Annotated in this window: 17 protein-coding genes; 8 read left to right on the top strand and 9 right to left on the bottom strand. The window is 49.1% G+C overall.

Going from position 1 to position 21,051, the window contains the following annotated elements; translation table 11 throughout:
- Window positions 1-34: 34 nt before the first annotated feature.
- The 4 genes from KIS77_12495 to KIS77_12480 form a co-directional block, all read right to left on the bottom strand.
- Window positions 35-1,144 carry an alpha/beta hydrolase fold domain-containing protein gene (locus KIS77_12495; protein ID MCW5923162.1) on the bottom strand — a complete coding sequence of 370 codons (1,110 nt, stop codon included), beginning with the start codon at window positions 1,142-1,144 and terminating at the stop codon, window positions 35-37.
- A gap of 143 nt (window positions 1,145-1,287) precedes the next feature.
- Window positions 1,288-2,307, bottom strand: coding sequence for a pirin family protein (locus KIS77_12490; protein ID MCW5923161.1), 1,020 nt, complete (start codon window positions 2,305-2,307; stop codon window positions 1,288-1,290).
- A 124-nt stretch (window positions 2,308-2,431) separates the two neighbouring features.
- On the bottom strand, window positions 2,432-3,607 hold the full coding sequence (locus KIS77_12485; protein ID MCW5923160.1) for a thiolase family protein: 1,176 nt from the start codon (window positions 3,605-3,607) through the stop codon (window positions 2,432-2,434).
- A gap of 88 nt (window positions 3,608-3,695) precedes the next feature.
- Window positions 3,696-4,373 (bottom strand): SOS response-associated peptidase, encoded by a 678-nt coding sequence (locus KIS77_12480; GenBank protein ID MCW5923159.1) that lies wholly within the window; start codon window positions 4,371-4,373, stop codon window positions 3,696-3,698.
- A gap of 650 nt (window positions 4,374-5,023) precedes the next feature.
- Between KIS77_12480 and KIS77_12475 the strand changes: the two genes are divergently transcribed.
- The 5 genes from KIS77_12475 to KIS77_12455 all read left to right on the top strand — a co-directional run bounded on the left by KIS77_12475 (window position 5,024) and on the right by KIS77_12455 (window position 8,832).
- The gene (locus tag KIS77_12475) at window positions 5,024-6,112 is read left to right on the top strand and encodes a COX15/CtaA family protein (protein ID MCW5923158.1); all 1,089 of its coding nucleotides are present in this window, start codon (window positions 5,024-5,026) and stop codon (window positions 6,110-6,112) included.
- A gap of 99 nt (window positions 6,113-6,211) precedes the next feature.
- Window positions 6,212-6,643: a 30S ribosomal protein S6 gene (gene rpsF / locus KIS77_12470; GenBank protein MCW5923157.1), complete on the top strand. Its 432-nt coding sequence runs from the start codon at window positions 6,212-6,214 to the stop codon at window positions 6,641-6,643.
- A 127-nt stretch (window positions 6,644-6,770) separates the two neighbouring features.
- A complete protein-coding gene (rpsR, locus tag KIS77_12465; GenBank protein ID MCW5923156.1) occupies window positions 6,771-7,040 on the top strand; it encodes a 30S ribosomal protein S18 in 270 nt (89 codons plus the stop codon).
- Between the two features lie 97 nt (window positions 7,041-7,137).
- Window positions 7,138-7,608, top strand: a complete 471-nt coding sequence (gene rplI, locus KIS77_12460; GenBank protein ID MCW5923155.1) for a 50S ribosomal protein L9 — start codon at window positions 7,138-7,140, stop codon at window positions 7,606-7,608.
- Window positions 7,609-7,770: 162 nt separating this feature from the next.
- The gene (locus tag KIS77_12455; protein MCW5923154.1) at window positions 7,771-8,832 is read left to right on the top strand and encodes a VOC family protein; all 1,062 of its coding nucleotides are present in this window, start codon (window positions 7,771-7,773) and stop codon (window positions 8,830-8,832) included.
- Window positions 8,833-8,852: 20 nt separating this feature from the next.
- Here KIS77_12455 and KIS77_12450 read toward each other — a convergent pair whose 3' ends face one another.
- The 4 genes from KIS77_12450 to KIS77_12435 all read right to left on the bottom strand — a co-directional run bounded on the left by KIS77_12450 (window position 8,853) and on the right by KIS77_12435 (window position 16,593).
- A complete protein-coding gene (locus tag KIS77_12450; protein ID MCW5923153.1) occupies window positions 8,853-11,453 on the bottom strand; it encodes a carboxypeptidase-like regulatory domain-containing protein in 2,601 nt (866 codons plus the stop codon).
- A 726-nt stretch (window positions 11,454-12,179) separates the two neighbouring features.
- Window positions 12,180-12,794, bottom strand: coding sequence for a TetR/AcrR family transcriptional regulator (locus KIS77_12445; protein MCW5923152.1), 615 nt, complete (start codon window positions 12,792-12,794; stop codon window positions 12,180-12,182).
- A 176-nt stretch (window positions 12,795-12,970) separates the two neighbouring features.
- Complete coding sequence (locus tag KIS77_12440; GenBank protein ID MCW5923151.1) at window positions 12,971-15,106, bottom strand: elongation factor G; 2,136 nt, start codon at window positions 15,104-15,106, stop codon at window positions 12,971-12,973.
- A 236-nt stretch (window positions 15,107-15,342) separates the two neighbouring features.
- A complete protein-coding gene (locus KIS77_12435) occupies window positions 15,343-16,593 on the bottom strand; it encodes a T9SS type A sorting domain-containing protein (GenBank protein MCW5923150.1) in 1,251 nt (416 codons plus the stop codon).
- 158 nt (window positions 16,594-16,751) lie between these two features.
- Here KIS77_12435 and KIS77_12430 point away from each other — a divergent pair, with 158 nt between their 5' ends.
- The 3 genes from KIS77_12430 to KIS77_12420 all read left to right on the top strand — a co-directional run bounded on the left by KIS77_12430 (window position 16,752) and on the right by KIS77_12420 (window position 19,225).
- Window positions 16,752-17,588: an AMP nucleosidase gene (locus tag KIS77_12430; GenBank protein MCW5923149.1), complete on the top strand. Its 837-nt coding sequence runs from the start codon at window positions 16,752-16,754 to the stop codon at window positions 17,586-17,588.
- 169 nt (window positions 17,589-17,757) lie between these two features.
- On the top strand, window positions 17,758-17,982 hold the full coding sequence (locus KIS77_12425; GenBank protein MCW5923148.1) for a hypothetical protein: 225 nt from the start codon (window positions 17,758-17,760) through the stop codon (window positions 17,980-17,982).
- A gap of 169 nt (window positions 17,983-18,151) precedes the next feature.
- Window positions 18,152-19,225, top strand: a complete 1,074-nt coding sequence (locus KIS77_12420) for a PA0069 family radical SAM protein (protein ID MCW5923147.1) — start codon at window positions 18,152-18,154, stop codon at window positions 19,223-19,225.
- A gap of 4 nt (window positions 19,226-19,229) precedes the next feature.
- Here KIS77_12420 and ggt read toward each other — a convergent pair whose 3' ends face one another.
- Window positions 19,230-20,936 carry a gamma-glutamyltransferase gene (ggt, locus tag KIS77_12415; protein MCW5923146.1) on the bottom strand — a complete coding sequence of 569 codons (1,707 nt, stop codon included), beginning with the start codon at window positions 20,934-20,936 and terminating at the stop codon, window positions 19,230-19,232.
- Window positions 20,937-21,051: the final 115 nt, after the last annotated feature.

The raw sequence follows: 21,051 nt of genomic DNA, 5'->3' as shown, positions 1-21,051 counted from the left end.
TTTTCATGCGTGTGAGAAGGGAGACTAACACACGTCATCTGTCCAAAGGTATGGAATGGGGCATCGCGGTTTCACTTTCAACACCCCCGGGCAACAAAACCTCCAACTCTCGCATAGGTTTTCCATTGGGCCAGCAACCCAGCCAACGTTGGTCAGGAGTATTGCCCAAAGCCAGTTCGGTGTAGCAGCCGTTGCGGGTGGATTCCATGAGCGCATCGGCAAATTTCCAATAACAATTGAAATCTACTTCGTTGAGGCGAGAGGTATAGAGTACTCTTTTAGAGGTGTAATTGCGCACGCCCGTATCAAAATCGAGGTCGTAGCAATAAGGCTCTGAATGGGAGGCGCTTATCCACCGGCGACCGTCGGTGCTGCGACGTTGGATGACGAGGTTGCGTTGAGGAGTATTGATAGCCGAATGAAAAACAAGACGGCCAAACTCATCGCCCACCACATAGTCATCCTCACCCACCACCACTACCATTTGCAAATCGTCCGACAAGGCTGAATAATCCGACAAGCGAGCGCCTTTGAATGGCCCTGACCCCGGCTCGCAAAGAAGCATGGAGGCGGGTTTTGGTATGTCATATTTTTGCCAGTTCACGCCCAAATTGGCCGCAATGACCCCGCCATAAGAGTGGCCGATGTAGGCCACTTTTTCCGTTTTCGGTTTCACGCGCTCTTCTTTCTGCAATTCAGCCAATGCTCTACGGATGCCAATGGCCGCATTTTGAGGAAAGGCCTCTGGCCGAGGCCACATAAGGTTCTTCTGATAGCGCGGATATATCACGATGTTGCCCTTAGCCACCAGATGTTTTATCCATTTTCCGTAAGCCATCGGATTGTATGCGCCATAGCCATGCAGAAACACAACCACCTCTGCCGAGTCTGGTTTGGGGTTGGCTGGCTCAAAAAGCCAGTAGCCGTCTGCTTCCGCAGCGGCATCAAAAAATGCTACAGATGAATGGATGTATTCCGCTCCACCCGGCCCGGTAAGCGGCTGGCCGGGATAAGGTGTGTCTTGCGCTGTGGCAAAAATACCCCTAAACAACAAAGGCGTAAGAGGGGAAAAAACACGAACCACCCGTGTCAAGGTGATGGAACGAAAACTGCCGATGATGGAGGAGGTGGTTTGCTTTGCCATTGCGTCGCTGCTTGTTCAAAAAACAGGCATAAAACGCATGAGTGGGTGGTTTCGTTTAAAGAATAGAATGGAAAAGGGGATGTGCAACCTAAATATATTGGTACAAAACATTGGCTGCAAGCCCCCCCTTCCCTCAATGTCTATCAAGCCCCCTGCTCAAATGTGCCGTCCGAATGTCGGGCAAACCTGCCTTCGGAACGGTCATGTACTTGGTCGTATCGTTTCCACGGCCATCCTCCAAACTTGGTGGCATGGTAGTCTTCGAATGCTTGCTGGATTTCTTCTTTGGTGTTCATCACGAATGGTCCATACTGAATCACCGTTTCTCCAATGGGCTTGCCTTGCAGGACGAGGATGCGCGCCTCGTCGTCGCCTGTGTTGGCGATGCTCAAGTCCACGGCGGCGTTCACCACCACAGAGTGGTATTTTTCAATCGAGGTACCAGCCAATGTAATGTTATTGCCCATGTAAAAATAGAGCGCACGGTTGATTCCCACACTGGCCTTTGGCAATGTGAACGTGGCTCCCACTTCCATTTTGATATTGAAAACGGCCACCTCGTTTGCGGCATCGGCAGCCCAAGAGTCAGGCGGTGGCGCGGGCGCGATATGCTCATGCAAATTGCCTGCTATCACCTCTACTTCTGTTGTTTTGCCACTGGTGTCGGTATGTTTGGGCTTGGGGATTTTGCTGCCCCACAACATTTTGAAATGTGGTTCCACCATCTTGTTTTTCTTGGGCAGGTTGAGCCAGATTTGAAAAAGCTCCATTGGATTTTCCTCATCTGTCTTCAACAAAGGAAACATTTCAGAATGTTGAACCCCTTTGCCGGCGGTCATCCATTGCACGTCGCCTTCGCCATATCTGCCAGATGCTCCCATCGAATCAGCATGGTCAACCATGCCTTGGCGCACCACAGTAATGGTCTCAAACCCTCTGTGCGGGTGTCCTGGAAAGCCCGGCACTTTTTTTCCGTGATACATTCGCCACCCATCCTTGATGATGAAATCATCACCAAGCGACCGCCCTTTCAACGAGACGGCAGGCCCCATTTCTTCGTTGCCTTTCGGAAATTTGTCCTCATGATGCACGCAGAATAAGAACGGGTCAAGTGTTTCCCAGCTGAATCCCATTGGCTTAACATCCAGAATTGGGTTGAGCATAGAACTGCTCTTGTTGTTGCGTATTTTGGTCCCGCCGTTAATGGGCAGCCCCAATATGGAAAGGATGCCAAGTGAAAGTTTAGCCAAGAATCCTCTTCTATTATCCATGATGACGATGTGTGAATTAGTTCAACCTTTCAAAAATGCCAGCTATGCCTTGACCGCCGCCAACACATGCCGTCACCATGCCGTACTTTTGATTGCTTCGACGCATTTCATTGAGTATCTGCACCGTGAGCTTGGCTCCCGTGCAGCCAAGTGGATGGCCAAGTGCCACAGCACCTCCATTCACGTTGACAATGTCGGGATTCAGCCCCGCTTCTCTTATGACTGCAAGGGCTTGTGCGGCAAAAGCCTCGTTGAGCTCCACTGCCTGAATATCGTCGAGTTTCATCCCTGACTGCTTCAATGCCTTAGGGATAGCTGAGCAAGGGCCGATGCCCATGTAGAGCGGCTCCACTCCCGCCACGGCGCAAGCGGCCAAACGGGCAATTGGCTTTAAGCCCAACGATTTCATCAGTTCTTCCGACATCACCAGCACAAATGCCGCACCGTCGGAGGTTTGAGAGGAGTTTCCTGCCGTCACTTTGCCGTCGCTCGCAAATGCTGGTCTAAGTTTCGAAAGCCCTTCCAGAGAGGTATCGCGACGCACCCCTTCGTCGGTGTCAACAACATGGAACGACTCTTTGCGCTTGTCGTTTTCTACCCAAACATCGGTGACTTTTACCGGCACGATTTCATCTTTAAACTTGCCTGCATCTATGGCAGCCGCAGCGCGCTGATGGCTGCGAACGGAAAAAGCATCTGCATCCTCACGGCTGATATTCCACTTGTTGGCCACCGCTTCGGCAGTAAGACCCATGCCCACCAAATAATCGGGTGTATTTGCGGCAATGTTGTAGTTGGGGGCAAGTTTGTAGCCAGTCATCGGGATGAATGACATGCTCTCGGTGCCGCCAGCCACATAACAATGACCCATGCCTGCACGGATTTTGGCCACAGCAATGCTAATGGTTTCGAGCCCTGAGGCGCAATAGCGATTGACGGTCATGCCCGGCACATCCTTGCCAAGTGCACGAACGGAAATGAGGCGACCGATTTGAAGCCCCTGCTCACCTTCTGGATTGGCGCACCCCACGATACAGTCGTCCACCATTTTGGGGTCGAGTTGAGGCGCGGAAGCTAAAAGGTGGTTGATAACATCAACGGCTAAGTCGTCAGGGCGATATGATTTGAATCCGCCTTTGCCAGCTTTGCCGACTGCGGAGCGGTATCCGGCAATAATATATGCTTCTTGCATGGTGGGTGGTTGGATATTTACGGTTGCTTTTTTTGCAAACATATTGGACTTGCCTTGTAACAGCCAAACGAGCCAAAAGATTATTTTTTCAGAACAAAGTTGGTTGTTCGGGAAGCGCGTCGTGCAAGTCTGGTTCGTCGTAGTCGGGTTTGTTCAGCTTCTCGGAAACCCGATACATTGCCAACGAGCCGTCCGCTATTGGACGCAGCATGGTGAGTACTTCATCTGCTGGAAGGGAGGACAACCAATGTTCTTGCATGGTTTGGGTGAGCAGAATGGCGGGCATACGGTTGTGCAATGCCGACATTTCAAGATTGGGTGGAGTGGTGACAATAGAAAAGGTTCGCCTCGTCTCGCCCATCTTTTTCCACTCATCCCAAATGCCAGCTATAAACAACAGGTCTCCATTTTTCAAAAAGATGCGGTAGGGAATTTTTCGCCCGCCGGGTTCGGCGCGCCATTCATAAAAACTGTCGGCGAGCACCAAGCAACGCCTACGCTGAATCGGCTCCCGAAACGACGGTCGTTCTTCGATACCTTCTGAGCGGGCGTTTATCAATTTACCATTGTTCTTGCCATCTGCGCTCCAATGAGGCACGAGCCCCCACTCCATTGCCTGCAGTGAGCGTGGCGCATCGTTGGCGATGACATATCCTTGATGGGTCGGTGCGATGTTATAGCTAATTTTTAGTTCTGGGCGTTTCGCATCACGCAGACGGGCTTCGAGTTGTTGGGGTTTGGGAGCAAAAGAGTAACGACCACACATAATTGCGCAATGAGGGGATTTTTGTTTTGAGTTTGGCAATACTTTTAGGAAGTGATTCCGTTTTTAGACAAACCTTGTTAGGTTTTGGAGAGGTCAAAATTAACAATTTATTCATTTTCAGGCTTTTTGGGATAAACACAGATTGTTTCGACAAGTTTTAAACAATAAAAAAAATAATATACTTACGATTTTGATGGTCAATGAGAACTATGTGTTGAAAGATGTGGAAAAAACCAGTTGTTGTTCACCCCTACTCACAATCGCGTACGAGTTATGCCCAACGAATGAGTGACGGAGAGCGATGTGTGTGAGTACAGGCATGATTATGCTACAAAGATTCACACACGAGCGATCAAAGAATAATCAAACACAGGGTTTTTAAACAATGGCGGCACAAGATGTGAAAAACGTCACAATCTATTGATTGTAAAGACGCAACTGCGTGGAGAATGTGTGCATGAAACGGGTAACTGTCATGGAAAGCGAAAAAGGAATAAACAGTTGCAAGGTTATCCACAAACTAACAGGCCTAATGATGGCCGAAGGCAAAGAAATTTAAACTTATTAAAACTTATAAGGGAATACTGCTCTTGCGGAAAATGGAAAGGAGAAGGGTTCTACTTTTGTTTTGTTTTTAAAAAAGCAATGCGATGAAAATGAAATACGCGAAAGAAGAGCGCACCCCACGCGCAGTAAAAATTTGGCTCATCGTGGGGTTGTGCATGATAGCCATGCAAGTGGTAATTGGTGGCATCACAAGGCTGACGGGCAGTGGGTTGAGCATCACTCGCTGGGAAATAGTGACAGGCAGCGTCCCTCCTCTCAGCGAGGCAAAATGGGAATCGGAATTCGAACTATACCGACAAACTCCTCAATATCAAAAGATTAACAGGGGAATGAGCCTAAGTGAGTTTAAATTTATTTATTTCTGGGAGTACTTCCATCGCTTGTGGGCGCGGTTGATGGGTCTGGTGTTTATCTTTCCTTTCTTGTGGTTTTTGTGGCGAGGCATGCTGTCTCGACGGTTGATGTTGCACCTAATCGTGGTGGTTGTTTTAGCTGGTTTGGAAGGCTTTTTTGGCTGGATTATGGTAGCAAGTGGTTTGATTCACCGTCCGTGGGTGAATGCGTACAACCTTACTCTTCATCTTTGCATGGCGTTGGTGATTTTCGGCTATCTGCTCTGGACCATTTTCATTGCGTACCGGCCCCAGCCACCAGGCTTCGCCAACAATTCATTGAGGCGAATGGGCTGGTGGCTGGTAGGGATAGCATTTTTTCAAATAGCACTTGGAGCCATGATGTCAGGTTCAAAAGCAGGTCTTTTTTACCCAACTTGGCCCGATATGAAAGGAGAATACTTCCCTGCCATCTTGCTCGACGGTAGCCATTGGGTGGCGGATAGTTTCATTCATTATGACACTAATCCCTTTATGCCGGCATTAATTCAATTCTTGCATAGAAATACGGCTTACCTGCTTACTTTCATGGTTTTGTACTTCGCATGGAGAATGAGAAAAATCATCGTGACAGGCGACCTGCGCACTGGCGTTGTGGCGTTAGTTGCGGCATTGCTAGTGCAAGTGTTGTTGGGTATTGTCACGCTTATTAACTGTCAGGGTGCCATTCCTGTGGATTTGGGAGTGTTGCATCAGGCTGGGGCTGTGCTGCTTTTTGGGGTATTGCTTTATGTAAACTATCAGATGTCGGGTCGTCGCCTCGAAATTCGAGGTTCGTAAAAGAAAACTTTGAACTTTCCTTGCTCATCCCGGCGCGAGTTTCTACTTTTGCAGCCGTTTTTTCAAAAAGTTCATTTCTTTTTTTACAACTGACTGATAATGAGACATTACGAAGTCACCTTCATCGTAGATCCAGTGCTGTCGGGCGATGAAGTCAAAGCGACAGCAGAACACGTCCAAAAAGAACTTACAGGTTTTGGGGCTACTATCGTAGCGGTGGACGAGATGGGTATTCGGCAGCTGGCCTACCCTATCAACAAACGCTCTTCGGGCGTTTATTACACCATTGAGTTTGGCTGCGAGGCCGCTGATTGGTTGTCCAAGTTCGAGTTGAACCTGAAGCGCAACGAGCGCGTGCTTCGCTTCCTCACCGTTAAACTCGACAAATACGGCATCAAGTACAACGACGACAAGCGCAACGGCCGAATCGGGGTGAAGAAGAAGAAAGAAGAGGTGCCCGTCGCTGCTGAAAATGCTGCCGTCGAAGAATTGGTGCCCGCGCCAGAAGTGGTTGACCTTGATGCAGATTAAGGTTTCTTCACAGTCTCTCAGGGTCAACGCAAACGACAACCACCATCACTCAATTTGGTCCAGAGGCTTAGGCCGCTATAAAATGAGGGCTTGAACTTCTGGGCAATCAGCAAACAACATCCACATTATGGCTGCTTCAAGAGAAGACGTTAAATTTTTAAGCAACCCGAAAATCGGGCTTCGCCGCAAAAAATATTGCCGTTTCCGCAAGTTTGGAATCAAACACATTGACTATAAGGACAGCGATTTTTTGCTGCAATTCATCAACGAGCAGGGCAAATTGTTGCCGCGACGTATCACAGGTAATAGCCTGAAGTATCAGCGTCGGGTAGCTACTGCTGTCAAACGCGCGCGTCATTTGGGCATGCTGCCTTTCGTGGCCGACTTGATGAAGTAAAAGCGGTTTCGGGGGAATTGCCTTCTGCGGTTTTCTCAACTGAAACGCGAATGCAACAACCCTATCCAACATCTTTCAACATTCAAATTCAACAGTAATGAATATCATTCTGCTCGAACATATCGAAAAGGTGGGTGCCAAGCATGATGTCGTCAAAGTGAAAGACGGTTATGGCCGCAACTACCTGCTCCCTAAAGGTCTGGCTATCGTGGCCAACAAGACGAACCTTGCCAAACTCGAAGGCATGAAAAAACAAGCGGCCAAGAAAGAAGCGGCTGTGGTCTCTGCTCTTCGGGAAATGGCTGCAAAAATTGCCAACACTACCCTGAAAATTACTGCAAAGGCTGGCGAATCGAGACGTCTTTTTGGCTCTGTGACGGCACAGCACATCGTCAACGCGCTCAAAGAATTAGGCGTGGAAGCAGATAAGCGCATCATCGAAATGCCCGACGAGGTAAAAGAGCTCGGCACCTATTCTGCTACCGTAAAATTTCACCCAGAAGTGGTGCAAGAGGTCAAGTTTGAGGTCGTCGCCGAAAAAGAAGAGGTAGACGAGACCGCAGATTAGTCGCCGCTCTATCGCGTTGTTTTTACATAAGAGGCAAAGCCAGAACAAGCTGGTTTTGCCTCTTTTCTTTTTTCTCAAAAAATAGACGCACACATATTTTGTCAGCCTACTTTTGCCTGCTTCAAAAAACTTCAATTCACAATTTGAAATCGCAATTACTTCATGTTTATTTCTGGTATTCAGCAAGTTGGTGTCGGTGTGGCCAATGTTCAGGAAGCGTTCAAATGGTATCGGCAGCACTTTGGTTTCGATGTTCCAATTTTTGAAGAAGCTGCTGTGGCTGGTCTGATGCTGCCTTATACGGGCGGCCAGCCGCAGGCGCGACACGCTATTCTCGCGCTCAATCTACAGGGCGGAGGTGGCCTTGAAATATGGCAGTACACCGGCCGCACACCCATGCCATCCGCCTTCCAGACTCAACTTGGCGACCTCGGTATTTTCATCGCGAAAATCAAATGCAAAGATGTCCAGGCTTGTTTCCATGACTTGCGCAAACGCGGCGTGAATATGTTGAGCACACCTATCGCTCGCCCTGACGGACAAGAACACTTTTTTGCGAAAGACCCTTGGGGCAACACTTTTGAAATCGTAGAAGCATATGATTGGTTTTCCAAAAGCCAGCCATACCTGACTGGGGGTGTATATGGTGCCATTATCGGAGTTTCCGACATGGGCAGTTCGGTAAATTTTTATTCAGAAGTTCTTGGCTACGAAATAGTTGTGTACGACAAGACAGACGATTTTACTGATTGGCACGGTGTGGACGGTGGTTTTGACCGCTATCGTCGGGTACTCCTACGCCACGCCGAAAAACGCAAAGGGCCGTTCAGTCGAATGCTTGGCGACACGGAAATCGAGCTCGTGCAGAGCCTCGAACGCCAGCCGCGCAAAATCTACGAGCAGCGCTATTGGGGCGATTTGGGCTTTATCCATCTGTGTTTTGATATCACGGGCATGAACGAGATGAAAAAGTTTTGCGCCGAAAAAGGCCACGTCTTCACGGTGGACTCGAGCGGCTCGTTCGATATGGGCGAGGCGGCGGGCTATTTTTCCTATATCGAGGACCCTGACGGCACGCTTATCGAGTTCGTGGAGACGCACAAAATCCCGATAATGAAAAAGTTGGGCTGGTATCTCGATTTGCGCAAACGCAGTAAGCCGGAGAAACCTTTGCCCACATGGATGCTTAGGGCGTTGGGGTTAGGGAGGGTGAAAGACAAGTAACTTTGGGAGCGCGAGGCACTCTAAAACTCGACTTTAAACCTTGCGCGAATGCCCCAACTGGGCGCGTTCGGGTGTTCGAGATAATTGAGGCGGCGCACATAGTCCACCCGCAGTACTTTAAAGATGTTTGCCACGCCCACACTGGCTTCCATGTATGGTTGTTTTTCCAGCGTATAAGTCAGCGGTGTGCCATTCGGAGCAGTCGGGAAATGTAGCAACCCATTTTCGGCGGTAGGGCGATTCGTTTCATCGAGGCCTCCCCAAAGTCCTTTAAATGACACTACTTCACGCCATTTCAGTCTTTTCAATAGGGGTACCCGATTGAAAAAAAATCCGCCGAAAGTATGTGTCATATTGATTGACGCGTACTTATCGCTCACGAATTCCATGAAATTCATCAAATTATACGACTCCAATTGGTAGGCGTATGTCTGGTTGGCGCGGTGGATTTTCAAAAGCGGGAAAGGCAAGGTGCCAAAAACACGACCGCCTTCCAACACGACTTGCGACCATCCGAAAGGCGAGGTGTAGAAGACTTTTTCGACCTTCGCTTGCACTGAGTGATATGCATGTTCGCCACCGAGCACATCCTTGGCGCCGAGGTTGTACCAAAGGCTGAACTTAGGGTACTTGTTCAGAATCGGGGTGCGATAGGTGGCACCTTGATAAAATTTCTCATTGGGGGCGTAACGCAAGAACACGCCAAAATCCGTAGTTTGAATATCAGGGTCAAATTGGAGATTTTCCACTTCCCCATACTGGAAGTTGAGTGCGCCCGCTGGGCGTTGGCGCTCTGTTTTAAGGGTTATGGAATATGAAAAGTGGGAAGGGGTTTCCCGAAGGTATTCCATTCCAAGCACGCGGTTGTAAATCATCTTGTCGTTTACGCCACGCTTGAACGAAAGCAAAAAGTTGTCCTCTTGCACGAATTGAAGTTCCTGACCCGGAATTTTCACGTCGTCTTGATACCATATTTTCATCTGATGGAGCGGAAAACGCCGAACCTGTTGATTGTTCAGAGAATAGGTGAAAGTTGCGTTGCCCTTCATGCGCTCATCTTTTGTGCCGTAAGCCACATAACCCTCAAATTGCAAGTTTTGAGCGAAGCTCATATTCGTGCGTCCGCCGAAGCGAGCGCGAAAACCCTCCACCTCGTTGAAACTGTAAAATGTATTGACTGGCCCAATGTCAAAGCCTCCACCCCCGACCGTGTGATAACCTTCAAAAAGGATGCGGGCTACTGTCATAAAGCGTTTGAATGGCTTGTGATTATTCAGGGTGTCAATGGTTTTTTGGATGCCCTGCTCTCTTTCGCTGAGTGACACATGACGATGCTCCACCCAGAATTGCTCGTTTTGGGCGGAAGCATTTTTTTCATAGCGAGTGTTGCCGCTGAATTTGAACACCCCATTGGAAATCGGCTGGCCGAGCGAATACTGACGGTAAGATGTCGTTTTGCGCCCGATGAGGCCTCGGCGGGTGGTGTCCTTCGAAACCCCGAACTGCATCACTACGATGTCATTGCTTAGCATCAAGCCTCGTGTGGTGCCTACAAGACCATCATTCGATTCCACCCAGTCGAACTCCTGTTCGACGGTTAGGTCGCTCACCCAGTTCAGGTTAATGCCTTTTGGCACACCCAGTTCTATTTTTCGCACCGCGTAGGAGCCATCAAGTGCCACCCACATATTTCCTTCAAAAGCGAGGTCGGACTTGTTTCGTGGAGCAAAGTACAAACGAACCGCCTGTGTTTCCTTCATCGTCACAGTGTCCTGAATGTAGAACCGGTAGATATTCGGGGAAATCGAGGCAAGCGGGCTGACGAACTCGACGGTAGCCAAATTGATGCGGTTGTCGTAGATATCCACTTGCTGGTACATATTCTGCACATAGCTGGAGATGCCTTGCTCATCGAAAAATCCGGGAACGGTAGTGCTCTTTTCTCCTTTTACAAGGGTTTTTTCCTCACGAGGGCTTTTGCGGTAGTGAACATCTGAAAGGCGTTCGTAGAGATAGAACGGCAAACTGACCACCCCTGAGGCGCTGGTGTCGGCATTGTCGAAAAGGAATTGCATCCTGCGGAACAAAAGCCCATTGCGCAATTGGTCGTCCACGTGGTTGATGGCGAACTCCACTTTCTCGTATTGTTCGAAGTTGTAGAAATCCAACCCCTCTCGCCGATTCTGAGATTTGTGTTCAATTACCTTTTGAATAAGTTCCACCGCCGGATTGCCCTTGTTTCGGTACTTTTCATTTCGCACCACGACTTCCTTCAACGTATTGTTGGCTTCTTCCAAGCGGACACTCAGCCCAGCATTGGCCTGACCGGGGCGAAGATTGACGACGGCGGTTTCATAGCCCATGTACGTCACTGTCAGGCGATTGGCTGGTTCGTTGATTTCGACCTTGAAACGGCCCTCAGCGTCGGTGATGCCGCCTACATTTTTTCCTTCAAAACGAATGGTAGCCAAAGCAAGTGGCTCGCTGGTGGATGCGTCCACAACGATGCCACTGGCAGTTGTGGTGGTTTGTGCCGAAGATGGGATGGCAAAAAGAAGCAGCGAGCCAAATAAAATTAGGTTGGCGAGGCGAAGGAAGAAAGCGTTGGTTGGAGTTTCCATGATTGCAGACATGACGAAAGTGATGGGTTCTGTTTTTTAATGCTGGATTAAAAGTTTGTTTAACATGCTGGTGTTCTAATGTTGGAGCGAATTGTTAGAAATGGTAGCAATAGACTTTCAAAAAAGGAGAAATGTTGCAGCCCAGTGTGATTTTTAAATTTTTTTGACCAAAAAATTTAAATGTTTGTTCAAAAGCGTTTGGGCATGTTTTTAGTTTCTCGAAAGGCCGTGTTATTAGACCAACTCACCTATTTCTTTTGTGAGGAGCACTGTTTTTTCGGCGAATTTTGCTGAAAGCCTCTCATGTACGATGCTGGTGAACATATGGATTTATCTTCGGGGGCTTGATGTCCAATTTTAATTTGGTTGAAAGTGTTTGCACTCGTCTTCCAAAGGTGGTGCTCATGCTTCTTTTAGGCAATTTGTTTCTCGTGAACGGGCGTTTATGTGCAGCGAGAAGGTGGAAATAGTCAGTGAAAAGCAATGGCCGAAAAAAACATATTGGGAAGTCAACAAGGTGCGGGGGCATTGGTGCCTCCGTTTTTGCAAGGCAAAGGTGCGGGGCGGATTACATTCGACTGTTCAGCGGTATTTCGTAAAATGGATACGAAGATTTGCGTATGTAGAGGATTGCAAGACTGATGTGGTTTGGCGAGGGGGGATGAGTTTATTTTTCGTTTTAAATAAAAAATTTAAATATTTGTTTAATAATGGGGCAAAAAAATATTACCCCTTTTGTCGGAGGTAGGTTAAGAGCATTTCGGGGATATTTTTTTTGCGTTCGTCCACGAGCTGGTGGAATTCTTCGGTACTGAGGTTCTTTTTCATTTTTATCATATTCATGCTGAGGAAGGGGAAGATTACCATAGCCATGAGGCTAAGTTCTACTTGTTCGAAGTTGGTGCTTCTAATATTTCCCTTCTCTGCTTCTTCTTGGAGTTGTGCCTGAAAGCGGCTGGAGCCTTGCTGCTGCAATTCGGTCAATGATTCACAAATTTTTGAATTTTCCCCACGCATTTCGCTCAAGACAAACATGGGGAGCAGCGGGTCTCGTTTGAGCAACTCGGTCATGTGGTCCACAAACTTGTAGATTTTGACTTCGAGTGGCAAGTCGTCGTTTAAAATGCGTGTTACGGGCATAAAAGTCTCAGTGAAGCTATCCCGAAAGACTTCCTGAAACAGTTTCTCCTTGCTGCGAAAATAGTAGTTCACCAAGGCTATATTCGTGTCGGCGCATTCCGCGATATCGCGGGTGGTGGCGCTGCCAAATCCTTTCTTTAAAAAGATTTTTTTTGCTGCGTCCTTGATTTTTTCTTCCGTGCTCAATTCCGAGTTAGGCATAAGCAGTTTTTTTATGGCGCAAAGTTGCCTCAACTTCTATGAAAGAGGCAACAGGGGGCCAAAGGATATTTTTAAATAAATGTTTAAACTTTGAATGGTGAATTTGACAACAATAGAAAAATCCCGGCCAATCCAATGTTTGACCGGGATTTGCTTATGAATCTTTGAGTCTGCGATCAATGCTCGTCGGCTGCTGCGTGTTTGGCATATTCAGCAGTCAGTTTAGATTGAATGTCGCCCGGGACAGCTGCATACTCGGCAAACGAGATGCTAAATTTGGCCTTGCCTTGTGTGAGTGCTCGCAACGACGACGAGTATTTGTATAGTTCCTTGAGTGGCACACGAGCGCGGATGACCTGATAGTGTCCTTCCGAATCCATACCCATCACAATAGCTCGGCGTGTTTGCAAATCGCCCATGACACTGCCCATATACTCGGCATCTACCATGACCTCAAGGTTGTAGATGGGTTCGAGCACCTGAGGCCCAGCCATGGGGAAAGATTCTTTGAAAGCCATGGTTGCCGCAATTTGGAATGCCATATCGTTTGAGTCCACGGGGTGCATTTTGCCGTCGTATATGCTCACGCGGATGTCACGACAATAGGAACCGGTAAGTGGGCCTTCTTCCATTTTGGCCATGATGCCTTTTTTGATAGCATTGATGAAGCGAGCGTCTATGGCTCCTCCCACAATCGCCCAACAGAATGAGAACTTACCGCCCCATTTTAGGTCTTCCACCTCTATGTTTTTGACTGTCAGGCCGTTTGGGGCAGGCATGCCATCGTAGTAAGGCTCTATGCGCATGTGGACTTCGGCAAATTGTCCCGCGCCGCCTGATTGTTTTTTATGGCGATAGTCCTTGTTGGCTTCCTTGGTGATGGTCTCTCGATAGGGGATGCGCGGCTCGGTGAATTCGAGTTTGATGCCGAAATTTTGCTCTGCTTTGTAGCGTACCATGTCCAAGTGCAATTCGCCTTGACCTTCGATGATGGTCTGCTTCAACTCTATGTTTTGGTCCACGATGAGCGTTGGGTCTTCCTCGCGGATGGAATGTAGGGCATTGGCCATTTTTTCGACTTCGGCCTTGCTTGGCGGCACCACAGCCATACGGATGCGCGGGGCTGGGAAGTGGATGCGCTCGATTTTGATATCGGAACCTTTTGGGTTGAGTGTTTGATTGGTGTGCGAGCCTTTGAGTTTCACTGTGCAGCCGATGTCGCCGGCACGCAGTTCGTCCACTTGGTCGCGGTTTTTGCCCTCGCTTTCAAAGAGTTGTGAAAAACGCTCAACGGTGCTATTGTCGGCGTTGGTCAATTCGTCGCCTGTTTTAAGCACACCTGAATAAACCTTGAAATAGGAGACGTTGCCCACCTTAGGCTCGTTTACGGTTTTGAAGATAAACACGCACGGGCGAGCATTGGGGTCGCAAGGCTTGGAGCCGCCGCCTTCGAGGTCGGCAGCGGGCCGGTCTGCAGGGCTTGGGCAAATGTCGTGGATGAAACCCATGATGCGACCGCTGCCCATGTCTTTCAGGCCCGAGGCGCAGAACACCGGGAAAAACTGGTGATGCGCTAGGCCGATGCTCAGGCCCTTGGCAAGTTCTTCCTCGTCGAGGGTGCCATTCTCGAAGTATTTTTCCATGAGCGCCTCGTCATTTTCAGCGGCAGCTTCCACGAGTGCGTTGTGCATTTCGTCGGCGCGTGTTTTGTGTTCGGTAGGTATAGGTTTCTTTTCAGGCTTGCCACCGCCAGCTGGGAAAACATACATCACCATGCGCAAGGCATCCACGATGGCATTGAAGTCCGGGCCTTGATTGACGGGGAATTGCATGGGCAACACCCGATTGCCAAATCGGTTTTTGGCTTGTTCGAGTGTCATTTCGAAGTCGGCTTTTTCGTGGTCTAATTGATTGATGACAAATATGCTGGGTGTTTCGAACTTGTCCACATACTCCCATATCAGTTCGGTACCTACTTCCACGCCACTCCGAGCATTCAACATGACTACTGCGGTGTCAGCTACTTTTAAAGCCGTTACCACTTCGCCCACGAAGTCATCGAGACCCGGCGTGTCAAGGATGTTGATTTTGGTATCCTTCCAGCTGCAATGAAGGAGTGAGGCAAAAAGGGAGTGGCCGCGTTGTTGTTCGAGCGGCGCGTAGTCACTCTGCGTGTTGCCGTCGCCGACGGTGCCTCTGCGGTTGATGGCTTTAGCTTCATAAAGCATGGTTTCGGCAAAAGTGGTTTTACCACTGCCGGAGTGTCCCACGAGGACGACGTTCCTAATCTTGTCAGTAGTGTAGGCTGCCATTGGCAAAGAACTTGGTTTGGTGAACGAAAGACGGTACACGGCTGGCGGTGCGCGATGCAGGAAAAAAACGCCCTGAACCGCGTGTCTCCAGCCGTGTACCGTTTAGTGTAAACGGGCAGAATGCATGACCAAGAATTTTGTTTGGTGAAAAAATCTGCTTTGAGCGGTTAAAGTAGGTGGGTTTGAAGATTGGGGAAAGAAAATGGGGAAAAATTTTTAGAAGAATTAAAGTCGAATCACATTTTCAAGGCTTTGAAAACCTGAATATATGTTTCCCAGACTGCTTCAAAAGTATATGCCCCAGAAGGCAAGGTGCTCATATCCAGCGCTTCTGGCACCTCGTTGAGGTGAAGCACTACCTGACCGGATTGGTTCAGCACGCGGATATGGTGCGGTTTTTTGTGCTCAAAAAAATCGAAGCGCACCGACTCCACAAAAGGATTAGGAAAGACTTTAAACCCTGAGGCGGTGCTTGGCTCTTGGCTACCGACATTTTCAGGCACCCACTGCCCAAAATCGAACCATCGGGTGGATTGCTCCACGAATGTGACACCACCCGCCACTGTCCGTTCGTTGGAGATGTATCCAGTGCGATTGCCCAAAAAGCCGATACCTTCCGCCTGCCCGGTTGTGAAAGCCGAGCCAAGCTCGATGCGTCGCTTGTTACCCGTGAAGAACAAATCAGAGCCAGCTTGCCAGTCCCAGAGCAGCCATGCAAATACTTTTGGGATGTTTCGCAAATCGTACCCGAGCAGCGTTATTAGTTTGCCATCGGGCGACACGTCCGCCCCTGTTATGAGGCCATCGCAGGGGAATGTTTCAAGTTTTTCGGCTTTTCCGTTGGACTGATTCACTACATAGTGCGTCGTCGTGTATTCCTTGCGATTTTTGGTGAATAGGTGAATTTTTCCGCTCAACACAACCATCGCCTCGCAATCGAACACAGCGCTATCGGCAGGCTGAAACGAGAAATCCGTTTGGTCCTCGTAAGAAAACGGAATAAAAGACCAGTCGCTCGTCTCGATGCTTACAAAAGAGGTGTTGCCGATTTTGGAAAGCGGAATCCGATAAATGCCGAGGTCTTGCCTATTGTTGTTGTTATTCCCAACGTCGCCTATATAGATATGTGTGTCGGACGCAGCGATATCCTCCCAGTCCTTGTTGGAGGCTTGTTTCAAATGAATAATCTGGGCGATACTCCCGTTTTCAGGGTCAAAACGATAGAATCGGGACCCATCGCTCCCGTCGTTGTGGGCATACCAATTGGCTCCAACTCTCACTTGTCCGCTTATTTCAACCAACGTGTCGGGCAAGAGTGCCTTGAGCGTGGGCACATAATTGGTGGCAGGGTATTGGCACGAACCGTTGTTCGAGGTGGCTGAAGCATTGTAGTTGAGTGCCTGCGGGTCTGGGCATCCGGGTTGGGCGTAGGTTCCCGACACAAGTAGCAGCGAAAGGCAACAAAGCAGAAAAAATTTCATTGTCATGTCTATGTTCAATTTTTGGGCAAGTTTCGTCAATTTTCGCAGCATCCGTCGTTTCAAGACAGCTGATGCTGGCCAAACATAATTTTAAACGAGGCTGCTCTTCGAATCTTGCCGTTACTTTTGAGCCGAACAATTGCGCAAACAACAAATCAATTTTTATGGACAGCAAAGATTTTTTTCTCCCCGAATATCTCGAAGAAATTCAGAAACAGGAAAAGGAAGCCAAATCGCGCATCATAAAGGATTGGTTGCCAAGATATACGGGTATGCCCTTGGAAGAATTCGGCGAATACATCCTGCTGGTCAATTTCAGCGGCTACGTCAAAACTTTCGCTGACCAAAACGAGGTTCCGATTTATGGCACGGACCGCCCCATGCAGGCTGCCACTGCCGACAATATCACCATCATCAATTTTGGCATCGGCAGCCCCAACGCTGGTCTGGTGATTGACTTGTTGGAGGCGATACACCCCAACGCTGTTTTGTTTCTTGGAAAATGCGGAGGCTTAAAAACGGGCAAAAATCACGTCGGCGACCTGATTCTCCCTATCGCAGCAGTGCGTGGTGAGGGCACCAGCGACGACTACCTGCCCCCCGCGCTGCCTGCGCTTCCAGCCTTTGCTTTGCAAAAAGCTATATCCACTACCATCCGCGACTATGAGCGAGACTACTGGACCGGGGTCGTTTACACCACGAACAAGCGTGTTTGGGAACACCGAGAAGATTTCAAGCAGCGTCTCCGCGATTTGCGTTGCATCGCCATTGATATGGAGACAGCAACAATCTTCGTAGCCGCATTTAAAAATCGGATGCCAGCCGGCGCACTCTTGCTGGTGAGTGATATGCCTATGACATCGGAAGGCATCAAAACAGAAGCAAGCGACAAGGAAGTAACGGCTAATTTCGCGGACTTGCATTTGCGGATTGGGGTGGACTCGCTCAAACAACTCATAAACAAGGGCCTGACGGTGAAACACCTTCGATTCGAGGTGTGAGCACCACAAAGGCACTGGCAATCAGTGCGGGATATTTGGAAATGCGAGTGAGCTGTCAGAATTTCGCCGCACGCAACTTTTAAGCGGAACAACGAAATCGGTTTGACCAATAAAAGGCAAGCAATTATCACAACCTGTCCCGAAATACCGGGATTATCACATCTCACTTATGAAATCATTGGTGCCTGTTCTCGTCCGAATCATCGCAGTGTTCGCGGTTTTTTGGGTCTTGTTGTTCTTCATCCCTTACCCTTTGCTCGTCGTTGGGGGTATCGCGGCTGGTTTTTTTCTGTATAAAACCAGCGACGACCGCCCTCTGGCTTTTGGCTTGCTCATTGGCAGCGTTTGTTTCGGAATCTACGCCTACCTCATGTCAATTTATTTTCCGAGCTAAGTGTCGTTATACGGTGATTTGCACTTTGCCACAAAGACGCGAAGGCACAAAGATTTTGGAAGTCTTTGTGGCAAAACAAAAAAGCATGCTCAGCAACGCACTTTTTAAAAAAACAAAAAGTTTTTTAAACGCGATTTTGTTTTAACTTTGTCTCCTAATTACGAACAACGTGACAAACGAAAAAAGACAATTGAAAGGGCGTGGCGCGCAAATCAATCCTCCATCCCCTTATGAAAAATTCGTGCGCGACCACGAACCGCTCGACTGGGCGCTCGTTGCCGATGAATGGGAAGATGGCAGTTTAAAAACAGAATATCTCGAAACCCACCCCAAGACCATCCTCAATCGTGTGGAAAGCCCCGACATCCCGCTCGAATGGAGCATGAACCCCTATCAAGGTTGCGAGCATGGCTGTGTTTACTGCTATGCTCGAAATACGCACCCTTATTGGGGATACAGTGCCGGACTTGACTTTGAGCGCAAAATTCTTGTCAAGCGAAACGCTGCCGAACTTCTTGAAAATGAATTGAAAAAGAAATCTTGGAAAGCCGCGCCCATTATGTTTGCGGGCAATACAGATGTGTATCAACCAGCCGAGCGAACTTTCCGCATCACACGCGCCTGTCTCGAAGTATTTTGGAAATACCGCCACCCAGTTGGCATCATCACCAAAAACAGCCTTGTGCTGCGCGACCTCGACATCTTGAAAAAACTGGCTGCCGAGCAACTTGTCCATGTCGCTATAAGTATCACCACATTGAATGAGACACTGCGTCAATTCCTCGAGCCCCGCACTGCTTCCGTGAAGCAGCGCCTACGGACGGTGGAAACCCTATCAAAGGCAGATGTCCCTGTGTTCGTGATGATGGCACCCATCATTCCGGGCCTCAACGACCACGAAATTTTGCCATTGGTAAAAACGGTTGCCGATTGTGGGGCATTGGGCGTGGGTCACACCATCGTGCGACTCAATGGAGACATTGGCCCTATCTTCGAGGATTGGATACGACGTACCATGCCCGACCGTGCCGACCGCGTGCTCAACCGAATCCGCGATACGCACGGCGGAAGTTTGGAGGAAAAACGCTTTGGAAAACGGATGCGTGGCGAAGGCAATATCGCCCAGATTATTCACGACCAGTTTCGCGTGGCAAAAGAGAAGTATCTGAAAGACAGGAAAATGCCGAGCTACAATCTTTATTTGCACGAACAAGTCAAATTTCCTCAGCTGCGCTTGTTTTGAGGGGTCAATACCCCACAGCCTGACCATCCTTTCGAGCATCCGAAGCACCAAAATAAACCCTCTTCGAGGCATCGAATCGGATGGCCTGATACCCACCGTAACTGCCCGGCGGTGCCCAACCCACGCGATGCCCCATCTGCATCAAGGCGCGAATGGTCTCGTAAGGGAAGCCATTTTCAAGCGTGATGTACCCAGCATCTTTCATTCGCTCGCCAGTAGGCTCACTGCTTCCTTGATGGTCAATGCGCGGCGCGTCACCAGCCTCTTGCGCGTTCATGCCAAAATCAATCATGTTCATCAGTATTTCGACATGGCCGAGCGGCTGAAACGAGCCTCCCATCACCCCAAAGGACATCCAAGGCTTGCCGTCTTTGGTGACAAAAGCTGGAATAATTGTGTGGAAAGGTCTTTTGTGCGGCGCGTAAGTATTGGCTTGCTCGGGTTCGAGCGTGAAAAGCTGCCCCCTGTTCTGCAACATGAATCCCAAGCCATCAGGCACCATGCCAGAGCCAAAGCCCCTAAAGTTGGATTGGATGAGCGACACCATGTTGCCCTCTTCGTCAGCTACCGTGAGATAAATCGTGTCGCCATCTTTCAGATTGGGGTTTCCTGCTTCTACCGTCGCGGCAGCGCGATTGGGATTTATCAGTTTGCGACGTGCTGCGGCATATTCTTTTGAAATCAGGTGCTTCACGATGCCCGGCTGCATATATTCCAAATCAGCATAAAACCTTGCGCGGTCTTCATAAGCAAGTTTTTTGGCCTCCACGAACAGGTGAACATGCTCATGGGAGCCGAAGGAAATTTTGGAAAAGTCAAAACCCTCGAGAATGTTGAGCATCTGCAAGGCTGCGATGCCTTGGCCATTGGGCGGTAATTCCCACACATCGAAACCTCGATAATTGGTGGAGACAGGCTCAAGCCATTCGGAGGTGTGTTCCGCCAAATCCCTAAGGGAGAGGAAGCCACCGTTTTTCCGCATGAACTCGTCTATTGCTTGCGCTATTTCCCCTTTGTAAAATATGTCGCGTCCGCCATTGGCGATTTTTTCCAACGTGTTGGCCAGCAAGGGGTTTCGGAAAATATCGCCGCGTTTTGGCGCGTTTCCACCCGGCAAATAGACTTCCTTCACGTTTGGGAACTTCCCATATACCTCTTCCATGCGTTGCCATGAAGCCGAAGCTTCATCAGCCACCGCAAAGCCATCACGGGCATACTTGATGGCTGATGATAGATTTTCCTTCATCGGTTTTTTGCCAAATTTGCCATGTAGCTCAAACCAACCATCCACACATCCGGGCACCGACACAGGCAGTGGGCCAAAAGGCGGGATATGCTGAATTTTGCGTTGAACAAAGGTATCCAAATGAAGCGAGTGAGGTGAACGACCGGAGGCATTCAACCCATGAAGCTTGCCAGTCCTTGCCTCATAGACAATGGCATAGAGGTCTCCTCCAATGCCGTTGACGTGTGGCTCCACCACCCCAAGCACTGCATTGGCGGCAATGGCCGCATCCACCGCCGAGCCACCCTTGCGTAGCACATCGAGTGCCGCGGCGCTCGCTAAGGGGTGGCTTGTGCAAGCAATGCCGTTGCGGGCCATCACTTCCGAGCGGGTCGCAAAAGCGCGACCGACCAGGCGGTCTTGGGCAAAAGACGCGGCACAAAATGTGGACAAAAAGAGAGCACTAACAACAAGTGAATTTTTCATGGCATAGCTGATTTTGGAACAAGGTTGCAAGTATGTTGAAACAAAACTACGCCCATGTCATCCATTTAAAATACCCATTCAGCAAGCATTTTTGCCGGCAGAAAGATGTTTGGCC

The sequence above is a fragment of the Saprospiraceae bacterium genome (assembly GCA_026129545.1).
Classification (GTDB): Bacteria; Bacteroidota; Bacteroidia; order Chitinophagales; family Saprospiraceae; genus M3007.
The sequence above is the reverse complement of the archived record's forward strand: the minus strand, read 5'-3'. Positions and strand labels throughout refer to the sequence as shown.